Genomic DNA, 24,084 nt, shown 5'->3' with positions numbered 1-24,084 from the left:
CCGATTGTTACGGAGTTGTAACCGGTTAAGCAATTTTCTTGATCACCGGCATCACCAGCGCTGCGCAGGCGACAAGTGCCACGGCGGCGATCATCGTGGGCACGGTGAAGCTGCCCGTGCGCTCAGCGATCCAGCCGGCAACAACAGGCCCGACGATCTGGCCGACACCGAAGGCGGCCGTCATCATCGCCAGGATCCGCCGCGGACTGTCAGGCGAAAGCTTGCGGCCGATCTGCAGCCCAAAAGCAGTAATCGCCAGGAACGTCGCCCCGAACAGCGCCCCGCCGATCAGCGGTGCGGCAGAAGGCGGTAGCGCCACCGTCGCAAGCACCCCGGCGGCCTCGACCAGAAGGGCTGCGACGTAGACGCCCCCAAGCCCGAGCGGCTTGACCAGCGGCTTCCAGGCAAACAGCGCCACCGCAGCCGTCAGGCCGGCGATGAACCAGCAGAGGAATTCGACGAAGGGTCCCGTTGCAGAAAGACGTGCGATGGTGACGAGGAAGGTCGCGGTGATGACGTAGCCGAAGCCGAACAGGCCGTAGGACAGCGTCAGCAGCACCATCGGCCGGTTCCAGACCAGCGCCGGCTCCTTGCCCGTCTGCGCCGATTGCGCCGGCGCCGACGGCAATAGCAGGAAGACGACGACGAGGCTTGCCGCGCAGTAGAGCGCCCCGCCAATCCAGTCGGCGCGCCAACCGCCCGGCCCGTCGTGAAAGGCAAGTCCGATCAGCAGCACCATGACCGAAGAAAGCGCAATACCTGCCCCCGGCCCGCCGAAATGTGCCGCCTGCACATGGTCGTTGCCGGCAGCAGCCCCGTGGCTGAGCACGATCGACGAGGTGAAGACCATCGCAAAAGCGCTGGCGATGCCGGCCAGGAAGCGAATGATGGCAAAGACGGCGACAGAATCGGTGGCGGCCATGGCGGCAAGCAGTATCGCGGTTGCCAGCAGCGACAGCAGCGCCACCAGCCGTTCACGTCCGGTCGCCCAGCCATAGGCGGCAAGCACAGCACCGACGAGATAACCGACAAAATTCGCCGATGCGATGAAGCCGGCATCTGCCGCCGAAAGCGGCACACCGGTGATCATACCGGGCAGGATCGGCGTGTAGGAGAAGCGCCCGAAGCCCATGGCAGCAGCCATGGCAACGGCACCGGCAGCGGCGGTGGAGACGAGGTTCGGTGGGGAGTTTCGGGTGCGGGCGAGCATGCCCGTGTTTATCGCGCTGCAGCACCGGCATCACAATCAAGTAATTCTGATCGATCGATCAATTTCCCGAAACGTCGGAAAATTTCTCCCCTCTTAAAAAGAATTATCTTACGATATATGTTTTACGACATAGTCAACGATACATCTAACGATGAAAGGAAAAGTCATGAGAGGTTTTAAAGGCGGCATGTTCGGCGGAGATTTCCGCATGGGCCGCAAATTTGCGGCTGGCGATCTCCAGCTCGTCATCCTGGCCCTGCTCGCTGAGCAGCCGCGCCACGGCTATGAATTGATAAAGTTGCTGGAGGAGCGGTCCGGCGGCTTCTACGTGCCGAGCCCCGGCGTCATCTATCCCGCCCTGACCTATCTCGAGGAAACCGGCCTTGCGGAGGTCGAGGTGGAGGGCGCCAAGAAGCTCTACCGTATCACCGAGGCCGGCCGCGGTCGCGTCGAGGAAAACCGCGACATGATCCTGCACACGCTCGCCAAGCTCGAGCGCATCGGTGAGAAGATGGCCCATGTGAAGCGTGTCTTCGAAACCGACCGTCACGGCGCCGACGAAGGCGATGACGGCGATTTCATGCAGGACGGTGGTGATATCCGCGCCGCCCGCATGCTGCTGCGCTCGGCCATGCGGATGCGCTATCCCTGGTCGAAACCCGAAGCCGCCCGCATCGCCGGCATCCTCGAACGCGCCGCCACCGAAATCCTGCAAGGCGGCAGGTCGGGAACGCGGGGCTGAGGCGAAGACTGTGTGGCGGGATGCGAAACGGAGTCAGCTCCCGCCATCTTCATTGTCCAGCGTCGGTCTTACGCCCGCTCATCCGGCAAGGTCAAAATCACCGGCCCGTTGCGCGTCGCGACCACCGTGTGTTCGTATTGCACGGTCGGCGCCTTCGGATCGGCATAGAGCGTCCAGGCATCGTCGCCGCCTTCGGCCCATGTCGCGCCGAGCGAGAGAAACGGCTCGACGGTGAAGACGAGACCTTCGGTCATCATCCGTTTTTCGGAAGGGTCCGGCCAGGTCGAGAGCTCGGCCGGCTCCTCATGCAGCGAGCGGCCGACGCCGTGGCTCGCCAGATTGGCGACCAGCGTATAGCGGTTCTTCTGCGCAAAGGCGCCGACGGCGGTGCCGATCTTTGCCAGCGGCTCGCCCGATTTGACCTGGTTGAGCCCGACCCAGAGCGCCCGCTTGCCGTCGCGGCAAAGCCGCTCGATCTTCGGCTTGACCGGCGGCATCGTGAAGGAGGCGCCGGTATCGGCGAAGAAGCCGTCCTTTTCCGCCGAGACGTCGATATTGATGAGATCGCCGGCGCGGATGACGCGCGGGCCGGGAATGCCGTGGGCGATTTCCTCATTGATGCTGATGCAAGTGGCGCCGGGAAACTGATAGCAGAACTCCGGCGCCGAACGCGCGCCCGAATCCTCGAGCACCTTGCGGCCGATCCGGTCGAGCTCCAGCGTCGTCATGCCGGGCTCCATCGCCGCCGCCATCACCTGAATGGCGTTGGCGCAGATGCGGCCGATCTCCTTGAGCTTTACCAGTTCGTCGTCGTTTGCGATAACCATTCGTCTGTTCCGGCCTTGCGCAGGGCGGCAGCGGCCGCCTTAGAGCGCCGCGCCTCCAACAGGAAGCCCTAAGGACGCTCTGTCACTTCGAATCTGCGCATACTCCGTTGCGAAAATCGATTCCGATTTTCGGCATTATGCGCTCGTCAAGCCGTGGCTTTCGCCTCTTCGCTGCTATCAGTCAACGCCTTTCTGACGATCGGCGCGACTTTCGTGCCGTAAAGCTCGATGCCACGCATGATCTCGGCATGCGGCATCAGGCCGATCGCCATCTGCAGCAGGAAGCGGTCGTTCTTGAAGAGTGCATGATGGGCGATGATCTTTTCGGCGACCACCTCGGGATCACCGACGAAGAGCGCACCGTTCGGCCCGCGCGACATGTCGAAATGCGCCCGGTTCGTGGGCCCCCAGCCACGCTCGCGGCCGATGCGGTTCATCACCTCGGCCTGAGGTCCGTAAAATTGGTCGGCGGCGGCGGCCGTCGTATCGGCGATGAAGCCGTGGACATTGATGCTGGTCTTCAGCTTCGACTGATCCTGCCCTGCCCGGCGCGCGGCCTCGCGGTAGAGATCGAAGAGCGGCGCAAAACGGCGCGGCTCGCCGCCGATGATCGCCAGCGCCACCGGCAGGCCCAGCGCGCCGGCGCGCGCCACCGACTGCGGCGTACCGCCGACCGCGACCCAGAGCGGCAACGTATCCTGCAGCGGCCTGGGATAGACGCCGCGCCCGTTGATCGGCGCGCGAAGTTCACCCTTCCACTCCACAAGCTCGCTGTCGCGCAGCGCCAGCAGCAGATCGAGCTTCTCCTCGAAAAGCTGGTCGTAATCTTCGAGATTATAGCCGAACAGCGGGAAGGACTCGATGAAGGAGCCGCGCCCCGCCATGATTTCGGCGCGGCCGTTGGAGATCAGATCGAGCGTGGAAAACTGCTGGAAGACACGCACCGGATCATCGGAGGAGAGCACGGTGACCGCACTGGTCAGCCGGATATTCCTGGTCTTGACGGCAGCCGCCGCCAGCACGACCGCCGGAGCAGACGCCGCATAATCGGGTCGGTGATGCTCGCCGAGGCCGAAGACGTCGAGCCCCACCTGATCGGCAAGCTCGATCTCCTCGATAAGATGCTTCAGCCGTTCGGCCGCTTCCGCTCCTTTGCTGCGGGAGGGGTTCGGATTGGCGTCGGCGAATGTGTAAAGCCCCAGTTCCATCATCGGCATCCTGTTGAATTCTCGGCTGAGATAAGGATGCCGGGGATGCAGCGCAAATACAAATTCTGGAACGGAATGTTCGAGAATCTCGATAGCGGCATGATATCTCTGACGATCTGGAAGATCTATCGAAGACCAATTCGAATCTGAATTCAACGACTTCGAAGCACCGGCGGAATCATCTTTCGAACCGCCTCAAACCTTGCTTGAAGCGTCAGGACGACGCGGTCTCGCCGCGCCGCTCACATCTTCGCCAGCAGCTCCGCCAGCTGGTCCGCGGCCTTGCCCCACCCTTCGTGGAAGCCCATCTTCTCGTGTGCTTCCTTGTCCTCGGCGCGCCAGTGGAGCGCCTTGGCCGTATATTTCGTGCGACCTTTGCCGAGATCTTCGAGCAGGATGAGGCCCGTGAAGAAAGGTTTCTCGGAAGGCACCCAGGCGCTGGTATAGGCATCGGTGAAGACGATCTTCTCGTTCTCGACGATCTCGAGATAGACGCCACGGTTCGGGTATTGATTGCCCTCGGGATCCTGCATGACGACGACGCTGGAACCGCCGGGACGGACGTCGAGCGTTGCCTCCGTCACACCCCAGGGACGCGGCACGAACCACTGCTTCAGCAGATCGGGATCGGTCCATGCCTTGTAGATCTTCTCGCGCGGCGCGTCGAATTCGCGAACGAGGACGAGTTCATGTTGTGTGCTGGCGGTCATCTCGACATCTCTCCATTTGAATGAAACCTGTTCCCTGGCAGGTTGTTACAAGGACGTGTCAGAGTTCGCCGTTCCGACACCGCGCCGGCCTTTTCGCATTTTATTTTGCGATCGGCTGCGTGGCCTCTTCCTGCATCTTGTCGATCTGCCGGCGGATATGGGCTGCCTCAGCCGCCGAATGGGCGAGCGCAATGGCGCGGTCGAAGGCTTCGCGCGCCTGGCTGGTCAAGCCAAGCTGCTTCAGCAGTCCGCCTCGTAAGCCGTGATAGTAGAAATAGCCGCCGAGTTTTTCGCCAAGAGGATCGATGAGATCGAGCGCATCCTGCGCACCCTGGAGCTTGGAGACGACGACGGCCCGGTTCAGCGTTATGACAGGCGATGGCTGGAGACGCTCCAACGCGCGATAGAGCAGATCGATCTCCACCCAGTCGGTATCCTCGGCGCGCTTTGCGCGGGAGTGAACGGCGGCGATGGCTGCCTGAATCTGATAGGGAGCGGGCCGGCGATGGCGCAGCGCCTTGTCGAGCAGCGCCAAGGCCTCGTTGATGAAGGGCTGGTTCCATAGCGACCGGTCCTGATCTTCGAGCAGCACGATCTCGTCCTCGGCGCTGAAGCGCGCCGGCCGGCGCGAGATCTGCAGGAGCATGAGCGCAAGCAGCCCCATCAGCTCCGGTTCGGATGGGAAGATATGCAGCATCAATCGCGCCAGCCGGATCGCCTCGTCGCTGAAGGCGGCCGCCTCATGCCTGGGATCGGCCTGGCTGTAGCCCTCGTTGAAGATCAGGTAAATCATCGTGCTGACGATCGAGAGCCGCTCCGCTCTTTCCTGCGGGCTCGGCGTTTCGAAAGGTACCCCAGCCTTGGCGACGCGCGCCTTGGCCCGGGTGATGCGCTGTTCCATGGCGCTTTCGGAAACCAGGAAGGCACGCGCGATCTGCGACACCGAAAGGCCGGAGACGATGCGCAGCGCCAGCGCGATCTGCTGGGTTGCCGGCAGATCGGGATGGCAGCAGATGAACAGCAGCCGCAGAATATCGTCGCGATAATTGGAATCATCCAGCCGCTCGGCGATATCGCTTTCGGCATCCTCGGTATCGGAAATGACGTCTTCATCCGGCAGAGCCTGGATCTTCGCCCGCTTGCGCACCGCATCGATGCCGCTGTTGCGGCCGACGAAGATGAGCCAGGCTGTGGGATCACGCGGCGGCCCTTTCTCCGGCCATGTCCGGATCGCCCTCAGGCACGCCTCCTGAAACGCCTCTTCCGCTGTATCGAGATTGCGGAAATAGCGCAGCAGTGCGCCGAGCGCCTTCGGGCGGGCCGAGGCAAGTGCGTGGTCGATCCAGGCAATGTCTGTCATGATGAAGCATCTCCCGGCCTGAAGACGTAGAAAGGCCGAATTTCGTAAGAGGTGGAACCTGGATTGACGGATGAAAGCTGCTTCGAGAAGGCGATCGCCTCGTCGAGCGTTTCGAAGTCGACCACATAGAAGCCGAGAAGCGCCTCTTTCGTTTCCGCAAAAGGCCCATCGATGACCAAGGGCTCGTCCTTGCCCTTGCGCACGGTGGTCGCAGCCGTCGTCGGCATCAGCCGGCCGACAGGACCGAGTTTGCCGGATGCGGCAAGCGGCTCCTGTACGGCGTAGAGTTTCTCCATGACGGCAGCCTCCTCCTCCTTGGTCCAGGCGAAGACGGTTTCCTCATGGGCGTAACAAAGGATTGCATAAAGCATTGCTCACTCCTCTTTCCAAATGACGAAGGAGTAACCGCTTAGCCGACAGGCTGCATCAAAAAATTATGAATAGGCGATCGCCTTTGCAGGAACGAACAGGCTCTCTATCACCCCTCGCTCAGCGTCCGCCTAACCGCATTTTTCCAACCCTTGAGCTTAGCCGCCCGCAGCTTCTCGTCCATGTCGGGCTCGAATCTTCGATCCCGTTTCCATGTCGCCGAAAAACCGTCCCGGTCCGGCCACACCCCTGCCCGGCTGCCGGCGAGCCAGGCGGCTCCCAGCGCCGTCGTCTCGAGAATGACCGGGCGGTCGACCGGGGCATCGAGCAGATCGGCAAGGCGCTGCATCGTCCAGTTGGAGGCGACCATGCCGCCATCGACGCGCAGCACCGTGTCCTCGGCGCCGTTCTTCCAGTCCTTCTGCATGGCGTCGAGCAGGTCGCGGGTCTGGTAGCAGACAGCTTCCAGTGCGGCCCGGGAGAGTTCCGCCGGCCCGCTATTGCGCGTCAGCCCGAAGATCGCGCCGCGCGCCTTGGCATCCCAGTGCGGTGCGCCGAGGCCGGTAAAGGCGGGCACGAGATAGACCTCCTGGGTCGGATCGGCCCTTTCGGCAAGGGCATTGGTCTCGGCGGCGCTGCCGATGATGCCGAGCCCGTCCCGCAGCCATTGCACCGCGGCGCCGGCGATGAAGATCGAACCTTCCAGCGCATAGGTCGTCTCGCCGTTCAGGCGATAGGCGATGGTGGTCAACAGCCGGTTTTTGGACCGCACCATATCGGCGCCGGTATTGAGCAGCGCGAAACAGCCGGTGCCGTAGGTTGATTTCATCATGCCCGGCGCAAAACACGCCTGGCCAATGGTCGCTGCCTGCTGGTCGCCGGCCACGCCGAGGATCGGGATAGCAGCACCGAAAATATCAGCATCGACCGTGCCGAAATCGGCGGCGCAATCCTTGACCTCCGGTAGCATGGCGGCGGGGACCCTCAGAATATCGAGCAGATCCTCGTCCCATGCGTTTTCGGCAATGTTGTACATCAGCGTGCGCGAGGCGTTGGTGGCATCGGTGACGAAGCTCTTGCCACCCGTCAGCCGCCAGATCAGGAAGGTGTCGATCGTGCCGAAGCAGAGATCGCCCCTGGCGGCGCGCGCCCGCGCGCCCTTCACGTTAGCCAGCATCCAGGAGAGCTTCGTGCCGGAAAAATAAGGATCGAGGATCAGCCCGGTCTTCTTCGTGAACAGCCGCTCGAGATCCTGCCGTTTCAGATTGTCGCAATAGCTTGCCGTACGCCGGTCCTGCCAGACGATGGCATTCTGGATCGGCCGGCCCGTTTCGCGCTCCCAGACGATGACGGTTTCGCGCTGATTGGTGATGCCGAGCGCTGCAAGATCCTTAGCCTCGATCCCGGCATCGCGCAGCGCCATGTGGACGGTGGAGACGACCGAATCCCAGATTTCCTCGGGATCGTGCTCGACCCAGCCGGAGCGCGGATAGATCTGGGTAAATTCCTTCTGGCCCTTGCCGGCGACATGCATGTCGCCATCGAAGACGATCGCCCGCGTCGACGTCGTTCCCTGATCGATCGCCAGAACATATCCGCTCATGAAAACCCTCCCTCAGCATGTCAATTGTCGAAGCAAATCAATAGGACACGGATGCGGGCGAGAAAAGCGAATAAAGCGGAATTGCCAGCCCGCCGGCTTTGGGCATAACTTCTCAGCCAACGCTGCAACGCAGCATCGCGATTTCGGGGAGAACAGCATGAGCAGAACAGTCGTCGTCACCGGCTCCACCAGCGGCATCGGCCTTGCGATCGCCACTGCCTTCGCCGAAACGGGCGACAACGTCGTCATCAATGGTTTCGGAAAGGCTGATGAAATCAATGCGATCGTTGACCGGCTTGAATCATTGTCCAAAGGCCGGGCGATCTATCATCCGGCCAACATGACGAAGCCCGCCGAGATCGCCGACCTGATCGAAACGGCAGCGAAGACCTTCGGCGGCGTCGATATCCTCGTCAACAATGCCGGCATCCAGCACGTCGAGAAGATCGAGGATTTCCCGATCGAGAAATGGGATCAGATCATCGCGATCAATCTGTCGAGTTCCTTTCATACCATGCGCGCCGCAATCCCGCTGATGAAGACGAAGAAGCATGGCCGCATTATCAACATTGCCTCGGCCCACGGGCTCGTCGCTTCTCCCTTCAAATCCGCCTATGTCGCGGCAAAACATGGTATATTAGGCCTCACCAAGACGGCAGCACTCGAGCTTGCCGAGTTCGGCGTAACCGTGAACGCCATCTGCCCCGGTTACGTGCTGACGCCGCTCGTCGAGAAGCAGATACCGGATACAGCCAAGGCGCGCGGCATGACCGAGGAACAGGTAAAGAGCGAGGTCATCCTCAAGGCGCAGCCGACACATGAATTCGTCAAGGCCGAGGAAATCGGCGCGCTGTCGCTCTACCTTGCCAGCGATGCGGCCCGGCAGGTGACCGGAACGCATATCTCGATTGACGGTGGATGGACGGCGGCTTAACCATTTGGAAAAACAACCGGGAATATCATGAACGATAGCATCCGCTTCATCCTGAATGGCGAGGACATCACGCTTACCGATGTCGGGCCAACCGAGACGCTTCTCGATTTTTTACGGTTGAAGCGACGGCTGACGGGCACCAAGGAAGGATGCGCGGAAGGCGATTGCGGCGCCTGCACCGTACTCGTCGGCCGGCTGGCGGACGGCAAGCTCGCCTATGAATCCGTCAATGCCTGCATCCGTTTCATGGGCTCGCTGCACGCCACCCATGTGGTAACGGTCGAGCATCTGGCCGGCAGGGACGGCGCGCTGCATCCGGTGCAGCAGGCATTGGTCGATTGCCATGGCTCGCAATGCGGCTTCTGCACCCCGGGCTTCGTCATGTCACTTTATGGTCTCTGGCTCGCCAAGGAAAAGCCGAGCCGCCAGGAAATCGAAAAGGCGCTGCAAGGCAATCTCTGTCGCTGCACGGGCTATGAGCCGATCGTCAAGGCCGCCGAGCAGGTGAGCCTGATGCGGCCGAGCGCGCTCTTCGATCCGCTGGAACGGACGCGCTCTGAAATCGTCTCGCGGCTTTGGGCAATGCAGGCGAGCGGTACGATCAGGATCGAGAATGGCGAAGACCGGCTGATCGTGCCGGCTTCGATCCAGGCACTGGCCGAAGTTCTCTCGCAGGAACCTGACGCGATCATCGTCGCCGGCGCGACGGATGTCGGCCTCTGGGTGACAAAGCAGATGCGCAGGCTGAGCCCGGTCATCTTCATCAGCCACCTCAGCGAATTGCAGTCGGTCACGGAAGGCGAGAACGGCGTTACCATCGGCGCCGGCGTCAGCTACACCAAGGCCTTCGAGGCGATCTCCACGAAAATCCCGGCGATCGGGCGGCTGATCGATCGCATTGGCGGCGAGCAGGTGCGCAACATGGGCACGATTGGCGGCAACATCGCCAATGGCTCGCCGATCGGCGACAGCCCGCCGCCGCTGATCGCGCTCGGCGCGACGCTGACGCTGCGGTCCCTGGAGGGCCAGCGCAGAATGCCGCTCGAGGATTTCTTCATCGCCTATGGCAAGCAGGATCGGAAGCCCGGCGAATTCGTCGAGAGCGTCTTCGTGCCCTATCCTGAAGAGACCAGCCGCTTTGCCGCATACAAAGTTACGAAGCGCCGCGACGAGGACATCACCGCCGTGCTCGGCGCTTTCCTCTTGACGCTCGATGAGGCCGAGACGGTTACCGACATCCGCATCGCCTTCGGCGGCATGGCGGCAACGCCGAAACGCGCCCGCACCGTCGAGGCCGAACTGATCGGCAAGCCCTGGACGGAATCAACGATCGAGGCAGCCCGCCCCGCCTTCGACGCCGACTACCAGCCGCTGACCGACTGGCGCGCCACGGCGGAATACCGACAACTGACGGCGAAGAACCTGTTGACGCGGTTCTATCTCGAGACCGTGGGCGCGCCGGCGGAGTTGAAGCGGTTCGAGGAGGTGGCGTGATGAAGATGATACATGTCAGCACAAAGCACCCCCCTCATCCGGCTGCCGCCACTTTCTCCCCGCTGGGGAGAAGGGACTGCCGCGCCGTCTCTTTTCCCCCTTCTCCCCTCGGGGAGAAGGTGCCCGAAGGGCGGATGAGGGGGCCGCACGGCACCACAGGTTCTCGCGAAGGAGGTATCTAATGGACAAATCCACCTTCGAAGACCGCAAGCCTATCATATCAGGCCCGATGCACGGCTCGCTGCGGCATGATTCAGCGCATAAGCATGTCACCGGAACCGCTGATTATATCGACGATATTCCCGAACCCGCAGGTCTGCTGCATGGGGCGCTTGGCCTCTCCGACCGGGCGCATGCCGAAATCCTCAGCATCGATCTTTCCGCGGTCGCCGCGCATCCCGGCGTCGTCTGGGTCTTCACCGGCAAGGACGTGCCCGGCGTCAACGACGTCAGCTCCAACGGCAGCCATGACGAGCCGCTGCTGGCCGAAACTTTAGTTCAGTTTCATGGCCAACCGATTTTTGCCGTCATCGCCGAGACGCGTGATGCCGCCCGCCGCGCCGCGCAGCTGGCAAAGATCGACTATCGCGACCTGCCGCATTGGAGCGATATCGACGGCGCGCTCGCTAATGGCAGCCCGCTCGTCATCACCCCGATGACGCTGCACCGCGGCGAGCCGGAAACGGAAATGACCAATGCCGCCATGCGTCTGAAAGCTCAGATGCGCATCGGCGGACAGGAGCATTTCTACCTCGAAGGCCATATCGCCGTGGCGATCCCAGGCGAGGACGACGAGGTCACCGTCTGGTCCTCGACCCAGCATCCGAGCGAGATCCAGCACATCGTCGGCCACGTGCTCGATATTCCTTCCAACGCCGTGACCGTCAATGTGCGCCGTATGGGCGGCGGCTTCGGTGGCAAGGAAACGCAGGGCAATCAGTTCGCAGCACTTGCGGCGATCGCCGCCAAGAAGCTCGGCCGCGCAATCAAATTCCGCCCTGATCGCGACGAGGATATGAGCGCCACCGGCAAGCGCCACGATTTCCTCGTCGATTATGAGCTCGGCTTCGACGCCGAAGGCCGCATCCACGCGGTCGACGCGACCTATGCGGCGCGCTGCGGTTTCTCCTCCGACCTCTCAGGGCCGGTGACCGACCGCGCCCTCTTCCATGCCGATTCCAGCTATTTCTATCCGCATGTGCATCTGACATCGAAGCCGCTGAAGACCCACACCGTCTCCAACACGGCCTTCCGCGGTTTCGGCGGGCCGCAGGGCATGCTCGGCGCCGAACGCTTCATCGAGGAGATCGCCTATGCCGTCGGCAAGGACCCGCTCGATGTCCGCAAGCTGAATTTCTACGGTCAGCCGGGTTCGGAGCGCACACTCACCCCCTACCATCAGGAGGTCGAGGACAATATCATCGCCCGCATCGTCGAGGAACTGGAGGAAACGGCCGAATACCGGGCGCGGCGCAACGCCATCATCGCCTTCAACCGCGACAGCCGCTATATCAGAAAGGGCATCGCGCTGACGCCGGTGAAATTCGGCATCTCTTTCACCATGACCGCCTTCAACCAGGCAGGCGCCCTCGTCCACATCTACCAGGACGGTTCGATCCACCTGAACCATGGCGGCACCGAAATGGGCCAAGGCCTCTATACCAAGGTGGCGCAGGTACTGGCCGACAGCTTCCAGGTCGATATCGACAGGGTAAAGATCACCGCGACGACGACGGCCAAGGTGCCGAACACCTCGGCCACCGCCGCCTCCTCCGGCTCGGACTTGAACGGCATGGCCGCCTATGACGCCGCCCGCCAGATCAAGGAGCGGCTGGTGGCCTTCGCCGCCGAGAAATGGGATGTTGGGACCGCCGACGTCGTCTTCCTGCCGAACCGCGTGCGCGTCGGCGAGATCGAGATCCCCTTCCCCGATTTCATCAAGCAGGCCTATTTCGCCCGCGTCCAGCTTTCTGCCGCCGGTTTCTACAAGACGCCGAAGATCCACTGGGACCGCAAGGCCGGCCGCGGCACGCCCTTCTATTATTTCGCCTACGGCGCCTCCTGCACCGATGTTTCGATCGACACGCTGACGGGCGAATATCTGATCGATCGCACCGACATCCTCCACGATGTCGGCCGCTCGCTGAATCCGGCGATCGATATGGGCCAGGTCGAAGGCGCCTTCGTGCAGGGACTGGGCTGGCTGACGACGGAAGAACTCTGGTGGGACGACAAGGGCCGGCTGCGCACCCATGCCCCCTCGACCTACAAGATCCCGCTCGCTTCCGACCGTCCGAAGATCTTCAACGTTCGCCTCGCCGAATGGTCCGAGAATACCGAAGCCACCATCGGCCGCTCCAAGGCCGTCGGCGAACCACCCTTGATGCTGGCGATCTCGGTGCTGGAAGCGCTGTCGATGGCGGTAGCAAGTGTGGCCAACTACAAGGTCTGCCCGAGGCTCGACGCCCCGGCGACACCGGAACGGGTGCTGATGGCGGTCGAGCGGATGAAGCAGGTGTAGGAGGTGGAAACGCGTCCGGCTGGTTTGTTGCTCACGACGGTTGATCGGGGCGGGCAGGGAGCTTGGAGTGAGCGATACCCCCCTCTGTCCTGCCGGACATCTCCCCCACAAGGGGGGAGATCAGCAAGACGGAATGCTCTGCGCCTCGCTACCCTGCCGCTACATCACCAAAGCCCGACTCTACGCTACGACTTCTCTGTTCCGGGAGGCCGCCGCCTCATGCCGATCTCCCCCCTTGTGGGGGAGATGTCCGGCAGGACAGAGGGGGGTGACACACCTACCAACGCATCGACCATCCACCGATGACCGACATCCTCCCCTTCCTCACCGCCCACCCCGACGCGATCCTGGTCGACATCACCGGCACGCAGGGCTCGACCCCACGCGAGGCCGGTACCTTCATGCTGGTATCGCAAACCGCATTGTGGGGCACGATCGGCGGCGGCCAGTTCGAATTCATGGCGATCGCGAATGCGCGGGACATTTTGGCGGGAACCGGCGGGGTGGCGGAGATGGATATCCCGCTCGGGCCTGACATCGGTCAGTGCTGCGGTGGGCGCACGCAATTGCGGTTTCGCCGGGTGACGCAGGCGGTTGCCGAAGAAATCGGGGCCAGGCTAACCAGTGAGATCGAGCGCCTGCCCGAGGTCTATCTCTTCGGCGCCGGCCATGTCGGCCGGGCGCTGGCAACGGCCCTTGCGCCGCTGCCGCTGTCGGTGACGGTCGTCGAAACGCGGCAGGAAGAGCTCGCAAACCTGCCTGCCGAGACGAGGACGCGGCTCATGCCGATGCCGGAAGCGCTAGTGAAGGATATTCCGGCCGGCGGTGTGGTGGTCATCCTGACGCACGATCATGCGCTGGATTTCCTCATCGCCCGCGAAGCGCTGGAAAGAACGGATCTCGCCTATGCCGGCATGATCGGCTCGGCAACCAAGCGCGCCACCTTCGCTAGCTGGCTTTCTCGCGAAGGCGGCGGCAAGCGCGGCTGGATGGAGCGGCTGACGCTGCCGATCGGCGGCACGGCGGTCAGAGACAAGCGCCCTGAAGTGATCGCCGCCATGACCGCCGCCGAGATCCTGACGGCGCTTGGCGCCTACCGCCTGCGCTCGTCTTCGTAATAGGGATCGCGCCCGTCGAGGAAACCGAGATCGCGCTTGACGCGATCGGGCGCCGTATCGAGATCAAGGCTGGGCATGCGCCAGATCCGCGCCAGCCGGCCGCCGAGGCGCCGGAAAATTCCGATGGTCGGCTGCGGCGGGCTCTGTTCGATAGCATAGGAATCCATGACATCACCTCGATGGTTTGATGGTATGAGTTGCAGTTTGCGGCCAAAAGTGCTGCAATTCCAATCGAACAACCGTCTGCCTGCATCAAGAGAACTTATCCATGAAACTGTCGAAACAATTCCCGCTGAATGCGTTACGCGTCTTCGAGGCCGCTGCCCGGCTGGGAAGTTTTACCAAGGCGGGCGACGAACTCGGCATGACGCAGACCGCCGTCAGCTACCAGATTAAGCTGCTGGAGGAGAATGTCGGCGAGCCGCTCTTCCTGCGCCGTCCCCGCCAGATCGCACTGACGGACACCGGCGAACGGCTGGCGCCGAAGGTGACCGAAGCCTTCGCCATGCTGCACGACGCGATGGCGACGGCGCGCGACAGCGTCGAAGGCACGCTCGCCATCAGTTCGACCCATACCTTCGCCTCGAAGTGGCTGGCGCCGCGCCTCGGCTCCTTCCATTTGAAACATCCGGCCATCGCGGTGCGCTTTCAGGCGAGTTCTGACATCATCGACTTCGCCCGCGAGCAGATCGATGTCGGCATCCGCTGGGGCGACGGCAACTGGCCGGGGCTGGCGCTGCACCGGCTGATGGGCCTGGAATTCACGCCGATGCTGAGCCCCAAACTGGCGGAGGCGGCAGGCGGCATCAGGGAGCCGCGCGATCTCCTGAACTTCGATCTCTTCGACGCCGGCGACATCTGGTGGAAACAATGGTTCGAGGCTGCCGGCGTCACGGAGACGGATCTCGCTCGGCGCCCGCGCAACCAGCTTGGCTCTCAGGCAGTGGAAGCCGATGCGGCGATCGCCGGGCATGGCGTCGCCATCCTTCATCCGGCCTTCTATGCGGCCGAGATCGCGCTCGGCCGGCTCTATCAGCCCTTCGAACTGACCCGCAGCGACGGCAAGGCCTACTGGCTCGTCTACCCCGAAAACCGTCGTAACGTGCCCAAGATCAAGGCCTTCCGCAACTGGATTCTCGAGGAGATGAAGGCAGCCGGAAATTAGCCCATTTCACACCAAGTCCGGTTCGTGAGCCGGGTGCGATCCTGTGGTCCGGCTTCAAAATCCCATTTCCGGCGCATAGAAACAGCGCGGCGTATCCTCGTTCGGGAACAGGCAGAGATGATAGTCGTTATCGCCGGATTGCATCGCCTTCGTCATCGGCAGCAGGAAGACATGAGCATGCGTGACCATCCGGTGGTCACCCGGCATCAGCGTCACACGATATCCGCCTGGCGTCACCGCCACGCTTTTCGATGGGATCATCTGGCAATCGCCGCTATGACTGTCGCCGTTGCAACAATAGGGGTCATAACTCCACCCCGAGGGTGCGTCGTGAGCCATCGCCAACGACGCATACGCAATCATCACACACGTCAGAATGCTGCGCATGGGCATCTTCTCCGTCGATGAATGCGCCGCCGATGATCTAACGGTTCTTATTTTATTCCGGCGGCCTGCAAAATAACTGTAATCGAGTCGTCGTAGTTCAAGGCCTGCTGAATTAGCAGATCAAGCATAAGCCAGAGATAATGCACAGCCTTCTCGGCAGCTTTTAGGCACGCGACAGCAGATCGGCGATGCGGCCGCCATCGGAAGCTTCGGCAAAACCGTCGGAAATCGTCAGCGGAGCGCCGAAGATCTCGACGAGCCCGTTGCCGAGGATGAGACCTTCGCCGTCCCGGCATGCGAGAATGGGGGTTGCCGTCGTCTCGCTGTAGCGCAGCAGCGCGGAGAGATAACCGGGATCGTCGTTCAGATGCGGGAAGAATTCGAAGGGCAGGAGATCAAGAGCCGCGCCGTCCTGCACCGCATCAGGCGAACCGCCGGAAAAGAGCGCATCGACGGCGATTGTCGGCGTCATCAAAATCGCCCCGGCGCTGGTTCCGACGAGAATGCCGTCGTCCAATGCCCATGAGCGCAGCTTGTCCAGCATGCCGCTTTGGCGCAGCCGTCTCAGAAAATCGCCGGTGTGCCCACCGGAAAGATGGATGGCGTCGCAGGAGAACAGCCGGTTGATCTCCTCGTCACCGGAAAGCGCGTCGAGATCGACGAAGAGATCGAGAACAAGCCCGTATTTCGCATAGTAACGCTGTTTCTCATCGAAAAACCCGCGCTGCGTGTCCGGACCGGATGCAATATAGCCGATGCGGTTTCCGCGCGAGAGGACGAGCGCGGCAAGCCGGCGGTCCATCGGCGCGTTTTCGGCGATGACCTGATCGCTGTAGAGCGGTGATCATTCCATTGCTCATTTGGCCGCGTCAGCGATTGAGCGTGTGGTCCTTCAATCTCCTCTTCCCTCCCCGCCAAAATTTCCGCAATGTCACGAGTCGGAGGAAGATAGGGGAACTCGATGTATGAATATGCCATAGCATGGGAATGGCTCGCCTTCGCGGCGCGTTGGTTCCATGTCATTACCGCGATCGCCTGGATCGGATCGTCGTTTTATTTCATCGCGCTCGATCTCGGACTGGTGAAACGCCCGCATCTGCCACCCGGCGCCTATGGCGAGGAATGGCAGGTCCATGGCGGCGGCTTCTATCATATCCAGAAATATCTGGTGGCGCCCGCCCAGATGCCGGAGCACCTGACCTGGTTCAAATATGAGAGCTATTTCACCTGGATATCCGGCTTCCTGATGCTATGCATCGTCTATTACGGCGGCGCCGATCTCTTCCTGATCGACCGGCATGTGCTGGATATCAGTCCGTCGGTCGCGATCCTGATCTCGCTAGGGTCGCTTGCGCTGGGCTGGGTCGTCTACGATCTGCTCTGCAAGTCGCCGCTTGGGCGGAACACCTGGGGACTGATGGCGGTGGTCTATGTCGTGCTCGTCTTCATGGCCTGGGGCTATACGCAGCTCTTCACCGGCCGGGCCGCATTCCTGCATCTCGGCGCCTTCACCGCGACGATCATGTCGGCCAACGTCTTCATGATCATCATTCCGAACCAGAAGATCGTCGTCGCCGACCTCATCGCCGGACGGGTTCCCGATCCTAAATATGGGCAGGTCGCCAAGCAGCGTTCGCTGCACAATAACTACCTGACGCTGCCCGTCATCTTCTTCATGCTGTCGAATCATTATCCGCTGTCTTTCGGTACCCAGTTCAACTGGGTGATCGCGGCTCTGGTCTTCCTGATGGGCGTCACCATGCGCCACTGGTTCAACACGACGCATGCCAGGAAAGGCCGGCCGACCTGGACCTGGATCGTCACCGTCATCCTTTTCATCCTGATCATGTGGCTTTCGACCGTGCCGAAGCTGCTGACCGGCGAAACGGATACGGCAGCGGTCGCGCCCGCCTTCCAGCAATTCGCCGGCGATCCGCATTTCCCCGCCGTCAAGCAACTGGTCTCGACGCGCTGTTCCATGTGCCACGCGGCCGAGCCGGTCTATGAGGGTATCGTGCGGCCACCCAATGGCGTGATGCTCGAAAACGACGCGGAAATCGCCGCCCATGCCCGCGAGATCTATATACAGGCGGGCCGCAGCCATGCCATGCCGCCCGGCAACATCACCGACATCACGCCGGACGAACGCAAGCTGCTGGTCGCCTGGTTCGAGAGCGCAGTCGAAGGCAAGAAACAATGACGACGACACTCTTGCGCGGCCGCCTGCTTTCCTTTCACCGCGCGCCGCTAAGCCTCGCCGACAGCCAAAGTTATCTCTACGAGGAGGACGGCGGCCTGCTGATCGAGAATGGGCTGATCACGGCAATCGGGCCCTATACCGACGTCAAGGCAAAAGCAGCCGCAGACACGGTAGAGATCGACCACCGCCCGCACCTGATCATGCCGGGCTTCATCGATATGCACCTGCATTTTCCGCAGATGCAGGTGATCGCCTCCTACGCCGCCAACCTGCTCGAATGGCTGAATACCTATACCTTCCCCGAGGAATGCCGTTTCGTCGAAAGCGCACATGCTGAAAGGATCGCCACGCATTTCTACGACGAGTTGATCCGCCACGGCACGACGACAGCGGTTGCCTATTGCTCCGTGCACAAGACCTCGGCCGACGCCTTCTTCGCCGAGGCGATGAGACGCAATATGCGCATGGTCGGCGGCAAGGTGATGATGGACCGCAATGCCCCGCAGGGCCTGCTCGACACGCCCGAGATGGGTTATGACGAGACCCGCCAGGTGATAGCGGACTGGCATGGCAAGGGCCGCAACCACGTTGCCATCACCCCGCGCTTCGCCATCACCTCGACACCGGCTCAGATGGAAGCGACATCAGTCCTTGCCCGCGAATTTCCCGATCTGCACATCCAGACGCATCTTTCGGAAAATCACGACGAAATCAGATTCACCTGCGAACTCTATCCCGACGCGATCGACTATACCGACATCTATGCCCGCTACGGCCTGCTCGGGCCGAAGAGCCTCTTCGGCCATTGCATACACCTGTCCGAGCGCGAGGCCGACGCGATGAGCGAGGCGGGTGCCGTCGCCGTCCACTGCCCGACCTCGAACCTCTTCCTCGGCTCCGGCCTGTTTCCGCTGAAGGCGCTGACGCGGCGGGAAAAGCCGGTTCGCATCGGCGTGGCGACCGATATCGGCGGCGGCTCCAGCTATTCGATGCTGCGGACGATGGACGAGGCCTACAAGATCCAGCAGTTGCTCGGCGAACGGCTGAACCCGCTGGAAAGCTACTATCTGATGACCCGTGGCAATGCCGAAGCCCTGTCGCTGGCGGACCGGATCGGCACGCTGGAACCCGGCACCGAGGCCGATCTCGTCGTTCTCGATGCAACGGCGACACCGGCCATGGCGCTGAAGATGGAAGTGGTGAAGACGCTGCCCGAGGAGCTTTTCCTGCTGCAGACGATGGGCGACGACCGCGCGATCGCCGAGACCTATGTGGCCGGCATTGCGTTGAAGAAGAAGCTTCAATGACACGCCCTGTTACGCTCGAATTCGGACCGTGAAAGCAGCCCGGCACGGCCAGTTTCCCGTAACGCTCCTGCCAAATTCATGTTATGGCCGATGGCCGCATTCAGATGTGAAGGTTCAATTCATGGCCACTCCGCTCACCATCGCCGACCTGAAAAAGCTGGCACGGCGACGTGTGCCGAAGATGTTTTTCGACTATGCGGATTCGGGCGCCTGGACGGAATCGACCTACGCGGCCAACGAGAGCGATTTCAGCCAGATCAAGCTGCGCCAGCGAGTGATGGTCGACATGACCGACCGCACACTGGCAACGACGATGATCGGCCAGAAAGTGTCGATGCCGGTGGCCCTGGCGCCGACCGGCCTGACCGGCATGCAGCATGCCGATGGCGAGATGCTGGCGGCACGCGCCGCCGAGGAGTTCGGCGTCCCCTTCACGCTTTCGACGATGAGCATCTGCTCGATCGAGGACGTGGCATCAGCGACGACGCGCCCCTTCTGGTTCCAGCTCTACGTGATGAGGGACAAGGATTTCGTCCTCAACCTCATCAACCGCGCCAAGGCCGCCGGATGCTCGGCGCTGGTGCTGACCGCCGATCTGCAGATCCTCGGCCAGCGGCATAAGGACCTGCGCAACGGCCTGTCGGCGCCGCCGAAATTCACCCCGAAACATGTCTGGCAGATGGCGACCCGGCCCTTCTGGTGCCTGGACATGCTGCAGACCAAGCGCCGCAACTTCGGCAATATCGTTGGCCATGCGAAAAATGTCACCAGTATCGCCTCGCTCTCCGCATGGACGCACGAGCAGTTCGACCCCCGGCTGTCCTGGGCCGATGTCGCCTGGATCAAGGAACAATGGGGCGGCCCGCTGATCATCAAGGGCATTCTCGATCCGGAGGATGCCAAGGCGGCCGCCGATACCGGCGCCGATGCGATCGTCGTCTCCAATCATGGCGGGCGTCAGCTTGACGGCGCCCCCTCCTCGATCAGCATGCTGCCGAAGATCGTCGACGCCGTCGGCGACCGTATTGAGGTCCATCTCGATGGTGGCATCCGCTCCGGCCAAGACGTGCTGAAGGCCGTGGCGCTCGGCGCCAAGGGCACCTATATCGGCCGCCCCTTCCTCTACGGCCTCGGCGCCATGGGCAAGGAAGGCGTATCGCTGGCGCTCGGCATCATCCGCATGGAGTTGGACATCACCATGGCGCTTTGCGGCAAGCGCGACATCAACGACGTGAGTTCGGCGATCATCGCCGGGCGGCAGTGACCTGCTTGAGAAGCCAGCCTAGAAGAGTCACGAGCCAGCCGATCGACGGCATGCGATTCAGCATAGCGGCAGGCTGTCGCTTGCATTGAGCAGAAGGATCGCGAAAATCACGAGACAGGTGGCGAGCGCAAAACGCTGCCGCCAGACGATACGGCGCGATCCGGCAATCCGCTTCTCCAGGCCAGTCGGCGTCTTCTCAGGCATGCGAAGCTGCATCCTGGACAGCAGGTCGTCGACGGCGGCAAGACCGGCGGCCTCCGTCTCGTGGCTCGACGCGAGACGAAACAGCAGCGCATCGAAGAGAAGATGGACCGCCAGCGCAAGGACAATCGCGCCGAAAACGAGTATCGAAAGCCAGCCGAGCGATGGAACGAAGCCTCGATATCCCGCGATAATTGGGCCGACAATCAGTGGCAGCAGCGCTGTCAGCCCGCAGAAGATCGAATTGCGACCGAGATTTCGCGCTGCCGCCGAGGCCGCGGCATTCCACTGCGTCATTGCAAGCCCTCCGTCACGCCGTGGATACTTTCTGCGGGCAGATGAACACGCCGCCCCGCCCGTTCGATCAGCCGCACTGCTTCGGCTGGATCTTCGCAACGTCGGCTGATGAGCAGCCAACGCACGATGACGCAGGCGCTCCGCTGGAAGCCCAACGCACAGCAGACGAGAACCGGTCCCTGCTGGCGCGCAATCTCGATGAGGTTTGCAGCGGCGAGCGCCTGGATCTTGTCGATGGCTGTAAGATCAAGGGTCGGAAAGCTGCACCAGCGCGCGAGCGTCCCGCTCGGGCGCTGAAGTTCGCCGGTAATGTCGATCACCGTGGCAAAACGGTCGGCCTCGTGGCGACGCGGAAAACGACCGAGATGGACGCCGTCGGCGATCGCCACAGAAGCCGGCATTCTCCGGGTCCAGAGCCGAATATTGATGAGAGCGCCGAGCCGGTAGGGTGCCAGCAGCCAGCGGCCCGCAAGCGTGGCCCGGCCATCGACGCGTTTCTGGAATATCTGCGGGCCGGCGCCGAAATATCCGAGCGCGACGATCGCCAGCGCAACAGCGGGCCAGAGCAACAACAGCGCTGCCGCCGATAGAGGAGTGAAGAGCGCTGCAAGACCGAGAAATGCGATGGCACCGCACAGATAATAGAGGCCGAGACGGCGCGACTTTGGATCGCCGCTCATCGTAAAATTCGCCAGTGGCGAACGGGCATCGCGCGGAAAAAGCCAGGCGGCAAAAAAGCCGAGCAGCATACCGGTCGGTATGTCAATGACTTGATGCTGCCACGTAGTCAGCACGGAGGCACCGATCAGGAAGCACCAGACGTGCCAGAGAAGCCGTGCCTTGCGCGGCAACCGGCCGCGCAGATGATCCCAGATCACCACCAGGAGCGCAATATGCAGCGACGGCGCCTGGTTGAACGGCTTATCGAAGCCGCCGAGGACGGCGAACATGAAACCGGGCAGGCCGCTCGTTGCCGGCCGCACGAATGTCGCTTCGAGCGGAAATGCGATAAAGCAAGCGACCGCGACGATCTGGATCGTCAGATAACGTCTCGCCAGCATATCCACATCGCGCGGCGTCGTGTTGATGAACAGGCAGAGTGCATAGAACAGATTGATCGACCAATAGGGAATGATCGACCACCCGAGGAAAGGAATGCCGCTTTCCCATGCGAAGGCGACGTTCGGCACATCAGCGCGTTGCGATGCCAGCCAATTGGCGCCGCCATAGCTCAGATAGAAGAACGGCGCCAGGAAGACGAGCCAGAGCGCCGCCCGCTTCGGGACCGGTGCTCCCTGGGAAAACGTCGAACGTGCCTTCTCCACCCTTTGCCCTCAGACTCTCTCGGCCAGCGAGACCGTGAAAATGCCCCACTGGTCGATGCGTTGTTCGATCTTGCGGAAACCGGCTGTCGCGATCAACTGGTCCATTTCCTCTTGCGTCCGCCGCCGCATCACCCATGCCTCGCCGCCGCGATGAGAGGTCAGGGCGCGGGCGATCATCTCCAGTTGTGGATGCCATGGCTGGTTGGTGTAGACGAGCAGACCGCCGGGCCGCATCGCCCGGGCGATCCCGTCGAGCGAGGCGGCGATCATCGCATTGTCGGAAAACAGTTCGTAAAGGCCGGAGACGATCGCGAGATCCGGAGCCGGCATGATTGCAGCCAGCCCCTCGCCGTCAAAAGCATCCTGCTGGCGGAAGCTGACGAAATCACCCAGTCGACGCGTGGCAATACTGTTGCGGCCGGCATCGACGTTGATGGGGGAATAGTCCTGCAAACGCGCACTATCGGGACGCACGGCAGCCGTCTCGATCGCATCAATCACATAGCGGCCGTGCCCGGCCGCTATGTCGAGCATGTGGGTCGTGCGGCCGGCGGCTTTCAGGCGCTGCAGCGCGCGGTCGATCAGCTCCTGCAAGTGCAGCTTGCGCTGCCTGATGCCGCGCCAGCCGATCGCCTCGAGGAACACCTTGTCGATCAAACGCCCGCCGGGGCCGAGCCCGCGCGGCCTGTTCTCGTAGACGTAATCGAGCGTCGAGCCGGAATCAAAACCGGTCTTGACCCCGGTCTTTATGCCTTCGGACACCAGCGCGCCGAGCCTGATGTTGAGACGGCTGAGCGCCCAGTAGATACCGCGTGGGGATGTGGCATCCAGAGGGCTCGAAAGCCGGTCGGCCTCGTCCTTGGTATAGCCCTGGATATGGGCGGTGCGAAGGTCGACAGGCGCCCGAGGCTCGGCGAAACGTGCATCGATAAAACGGCGGATCTCGGCGAGCGCAATTGCGCGGTCCTTTTCGCCAAGCGTGTCATGGTAGAAGCCGGCAAGCACATGCCGCTCCTTGATGCGGCTGCCGAGGTTTTCGTAAAACCGGTGCTGCGGCGCATGTCGCACCACCCAGTCGCTGCCGGAGATCAGCAACTGGGTCGGCACGGTGATGGCGCGGGCATCGGCGACAACCCGGGCCGCCGCCTCATAGAGCTGCACCAGGATGTTGGAGGCAATCGGCCGGGAGATCAATGGGTCGGATTCGTACGAGGCGATGCGCTCGGGATCATGCGTCAGAAACCTCGCCTTGACATAGGAGTTGACGAAGAATGTCCCCTTGAGCTTGTCCCAGAGCGCAATGCCTTCCTTGGCAAAAGGCACGTAGAGCTTGACGCTGAAGGCTGGGGAGGCCAGCACGAGCGCACGGATTGGCGGCGCATAGTCGTGCACCCAGGTGGTGGCCAGAACCGCGCCGACGCTTTGTGCAATGACGGCGATGTCTTCGACTGAAACACCGCTGGTTTCGCTGACATGGCGGACGAAGCAATCAAGATCATGCGTCGAGGCCGCAAAGGATGGCGAATAGCCGCGCTCTCCCGGCGAACGCCCGTGGCCGCGTGCGTCCCAGGCGTAGAAGGCAAAATCATCGAGGCCGAGCTCGGTGGCGAGATGGGCGACGCGGCCGCTATGCTCGTGGCCGCGATGGAGAAGAATGACTGCGCCCTTCGGGGAAGCACCGGTCGCGGGCCACATCCGGTAAAACAGTCGAGTGCCATCATGCGATGCGAATTCGGATTCACGCATTGGTCTGGCCGTCGAGGACGGCTGCTCGCTATCGGCAGTTTGCAGCACGGTCTTCTCCAATTCTGATCGGTGGATAGGTCGCATCCATTGGCGGCA

At 62.1% G+C, this 24,084-nt stretch carries 22 protein-coding genes; 9 read left to right on the top strand and 13 right to left on the bottom strand.

Annotation, left to right across the window (positions count from 1 at the left end):
* Nucleotides 1-25: 25 nt before the first annotated feature.
* Nucleotides 26-1,210 (bottom strand): YbfB/YjiJ family MFS transporter, encoded by a 1,185-nt coding sequence (locus tag HFO71_RS01265; protein WP_077978960.1) that lies wholly within the window; start codon nt 1,208-1,210, stop codon nt 26-28.
* A 166-nt stretch (nt 1,211-1,376) separates the two neighbouring features.
* Between HFO71_RS01265 and HFO71_RS01260 the strand changes: the two genes are divergently transcribed.
* Entirely contained in the window at nt 1,377-1,952 is a 576-nt protein-coding gene (locus HFO71_RS01260; protein WP_221987491.1) for a PadR family transcriptional regulator, read from the top strand.
* Between the two features lie 68 nt (nt 1,953-2,020).
* On the opposite strand, the gene map is transcribed toward HFO71_RS01260, so the two are convergent.
* From map to glpK, 6 genes are all read right to left on the bottom strand, one after another.
* Nucleotides 2,021-2,779, bottom strand: a complete 759-nt coding sequence (map, locus tag HFO71_RS01255; RefSeq protein ID WP_003541915.1) for a type I methionyl aminopeptidase — start codon at nt 2,777-2,779, stop codon at nt 2,021-2,023.
* A gap of 146 nt (nt 2,780-2,925) precedes the next feature.
* Complete coding sequence (locus HFO71_RS01250) at nt 2,926-3,987, bottom strand: LLM class flavin-dependent oxidoreductase (protein WP_131639643.1); 1,062 nt, start codon at nt 3,985-3,987, stop codon at nt 2,926-2,928.
* 242 nt (nt 3,988-4,229) lie between these two features.
* Entirely contained in the window at nt 4,230-4,697 is a 468-nt protein-coding gene (locus tag HFO71_RS01245; RefSeq protein ID WP_077978962.1) for an SRPBCC family protein, read from the bottom strand.
* Nucleotides 4,698-4,797: 100 nt separating this feature from the next.
* Nucleotides 4,798-6,057 (bottom strand): RNA polymerase sigma factor, encoded by a 1,260-nt coding sequence (locus HFO71_RS01240; RefSeq protein WP_077978963.1) that lies wholly within the window; start codon nt 6,055-6,057, stop codon nt 4,798-4,800.
* On the bottom strand, nt 6,054-6,428 hold the full coding sequence (locus tag HFO71_RS01235) for a YciI family protein (protein ID WP_003561490.1): 375 nt from the start codon (nt 6,426-6,428) through the stop codon (nt 6,054-6,056). Before HFO71_RS01235 ends, HFO71_RS01240 begins: the two co-directional genes overlap by 4 nt.
* Nucleotides 6,429-6,535: 107 nt before the next feature.
* Nucleotides 6,536-8,029 carry a glycerol kinase GlpK gene (gene glpK / locus HFO71_RS01230; RefSeq protein WP_132612833.1) on the bottom strand — a complete coding sequence of 498 codons (1,494 nt, stop codon included), beginning with the start codon at nt 8,027-8,029 and terminating at the stop codon, nt 6,536-6,538.
* 157 nt (nt 8,030-8,186) lie between these two features.
* On the opposite strand from glpK, the gene HFO71_RS01225 reads away from it, so the two are divergent.
* The 4 genes from HFO71_RS01225 (at nt 8,187) to xdhC (ending at nt 14,096) form a co-directional block, all read left to right on the top strand.
* Complete coding sequence (locus HFO71_RS01225; protein WP_221987490.1) at nt 8,187-8,963, top strand: 3-hydroxybutyrate dehydrogenase; 777 nt, start codon at nt 8,187-8,189, stop codon at nt 8,961-8,963.
* Nucleotides 8,964-8,990: 27 nt separating this feature from the next.
* Nucleotides 8,991-10,457 carry a xanthine dehydrogenase small subunit gene (gene xdhA, locus HFO71_RS01220; RefSeq protein WP_221987489.1) on the top strand — a complete coding sequence of 489 codons (1,467 nt, stop codon included), beginning with the start codon at nt 8,991-8,993 and terminating at the stop codon, nt 10,455-10,457.
* A 181-nt stretch (nt 10,458-10,638) separates the two neighbouring features.
* The gene (gene xdhB, locus HFO71_RS01215; RefSeq protein WP_221987488.1) at nt 10,639-12,978 is read left to right on the top strand and encodes a xanthine dehydrogenase molybdopterin binding subunit; all 2,340 of its coding nucleotides are present in this window, start codon (nt 10,639-10,641) and stop codon (nt 12,976-12,978) included.
* A 302-nt stretch (nt 12,979-13,280) separates the two neighbouring features.
* Nucleotides 13,281-14,096 carry a xanthine dehydrogenase accessory protein XdhC gene (gene xdhC, locus HFO71_RS01210; RefSeq protein ID WP_221987487.1) on the top strand — a complete coding sequence of 272 codons (816 nt, stop codon included), beginning with the start codon at nt 13,281-13,283 and terminating at the stop codon, nt 14,094-14,096.
* On the opposite strand, the gene HFO71_RS01205 is transcribed toward xdhC, so the two are convergent.
* A complete protein-coding gene (locus tag HFO71_RS01205) occupies nt 14,072-14,263 on the bottom strand; it encodes a hypothetical protein (RefSeq protein ID WP_221987486.1) in 192 nt (63 codons plus the stop codon). The two genes, xdhC and HFO71_RS01205, sit on opposite strands and share 25 nt — an antisense overlap.
* Nucleotides 14,264-14,364: 101 nt before the next feature.
* Between HFO71_RS01205 and gcvA the strand changes: the two genes are divergently transcribed.
* Complete coding sequence (gene gcvA, locus HFO71_RS01200; RefSeq protein WP_025395542.1) at nt 14,365-15,261, top strand: transcriptional regulator GcvA; 897 nt, start codon at nt 14,365-14,367, stop codon at nt 15,259-15,261.
* A gap of 54 nt (nt 15,262-15,315) precedes the next feature.
* On the opposite strand, the gene HFO71_RS01195 is transcribed toward gcvA, so the two are convergent.
* Complete coding sequence (locus HFO71_RS01195; protein ID WP_077978971.1) at nt 15,316-15,648, bottom strand: hypothetical protein; 333 nt, start codon at nt 15,646-15,648, stop codon at nt 15,316-15,318.
* Between the two features lie 163 nt (nt 15,649-15,811).
* A complete protein-coding gene (locus HFO71_RS01190; protein WP_221987485.1) occupies nt 15,812-16,450 on the bottom strand; it encodes a Type 1 glutamine amidotransferase-like domain-containing protein in 639 nt (212 codons plus the stop codon).
* A 159-nt stretch (nt 16,451-16,609) separates the two neighbouring features.
* Here HFO71_RS01190 and HFO71_RS01185 point away from each other — a divergent pair, with 159 nt between their 5' ends.
* The 3 genes from HFO71_RS01185 to HFO71_RS01175 all read left to right on the top strand — a co-directional run bounded on the left by HFO71_RS01185 (nt 16,610) and on the right by HFO71_RS01175 (nt 20,419).
* Complete coding sequence (locus HFO71_RS01185) at nt 16,610-17,848, top strand: urate hydroxylase PuuD (RefSeq protein ID WP_221987484.1); 1,239 nt, start codon at nt 16,610-16,612, stop codon at nt 17,846-17,848.
* A complete protein-coding gene (guaD, locus tag HFO71_RS01180; protein WP_221987482.1) occupies nt 17,845-19,155 on the top strand; it encodes a guanine deaminase in 1,311 nt (436 codons plus the stop codon). Before HFO71_RS01185 ends, guaD begins: the two co-directional genes overlap by 4 nt.
* A 121-nt stretch (nt 19,156-19,276) precedes the next feature.
* Nucleotides 19,277-20,419, top strand: coding sequence for an alpha-hydroxy acid oxidase (locus tag HFO71_RS01175; RefSeq protein ID WP_221987481.1), 1,143 nt, complete (start codon nt 19,277-19,279; stop codon nt 20,417-20,419).
* Nucleotides 20,420-20,476: 57 nt separating this feature from the next.
* Here HFO71_RS01175 and HFO71_RS01170 read toward each other — a convergent pair whose 3' ends face one another.
* From HFO71_RS01170 to HFO71_RS01160, 3 genes are read right to left on the bottom strand one after another with little or no spacing between them, the layout of a single operon-like run.
* On the bottom strand, nt 20,477-20,917 hold the full coding sequence (locus HFO71_RS01170; protein ID WP_221987480.1) for a hypothetical protein: 441 nt from the start codon (nt 20,915-20,917) through the stop codon (nt 20,477-20,479).
* Nucleotides 20,914-22,242 carry a phosphatase PAP2/dual specificity phosphatase family protein gene (locus HFO71_RS01165; RefSeq protein WP_221987479.1) on the bottom strand — a complete coding sequence of 443 codons (1,329 nt, stop codon included), beginning with the start codon at nt 22,240-22,242 and terminating at the stop codon, nt 20,914-20,916. Before HFO71_RS01165 ends, HFO71_RS01170 begins: the two co-directional genes overlap by 4 nt.
* Before the next feature lie 9 nt (nt 22,243-22,251).
* Nucleotides 22,252-24,036, bottom strand: coding sequence for a bifunctional alpha/beta hydrolase/class I SAM-dependent methyltransferase (locus HFO71_RS01160; RefSeq protein WP_221987478.1), 1,785 nt, complete (start codon nt 24,034-24,036; stop codon nt 22,252-22,254).
* Nucleotides 24,037-24,084 lie beyond the last annotated feature (48 nt).

Origin of the sequence: Rhizobium laguerreae (assembly GCF_019778565.1) — a bacterium.
Classification (GTDB): domain Bacteria; phylum Pseudomonadota; class Alphaproteobacteria; order Rhizobiales; family Rhizobiaceae; genus Rhizobium; species Rhizobium laguerreae.
Note: the sequence above shows the minus strand (reverse complement) of the source record. Positions and strands in the feature narration are given on the sequence as shown.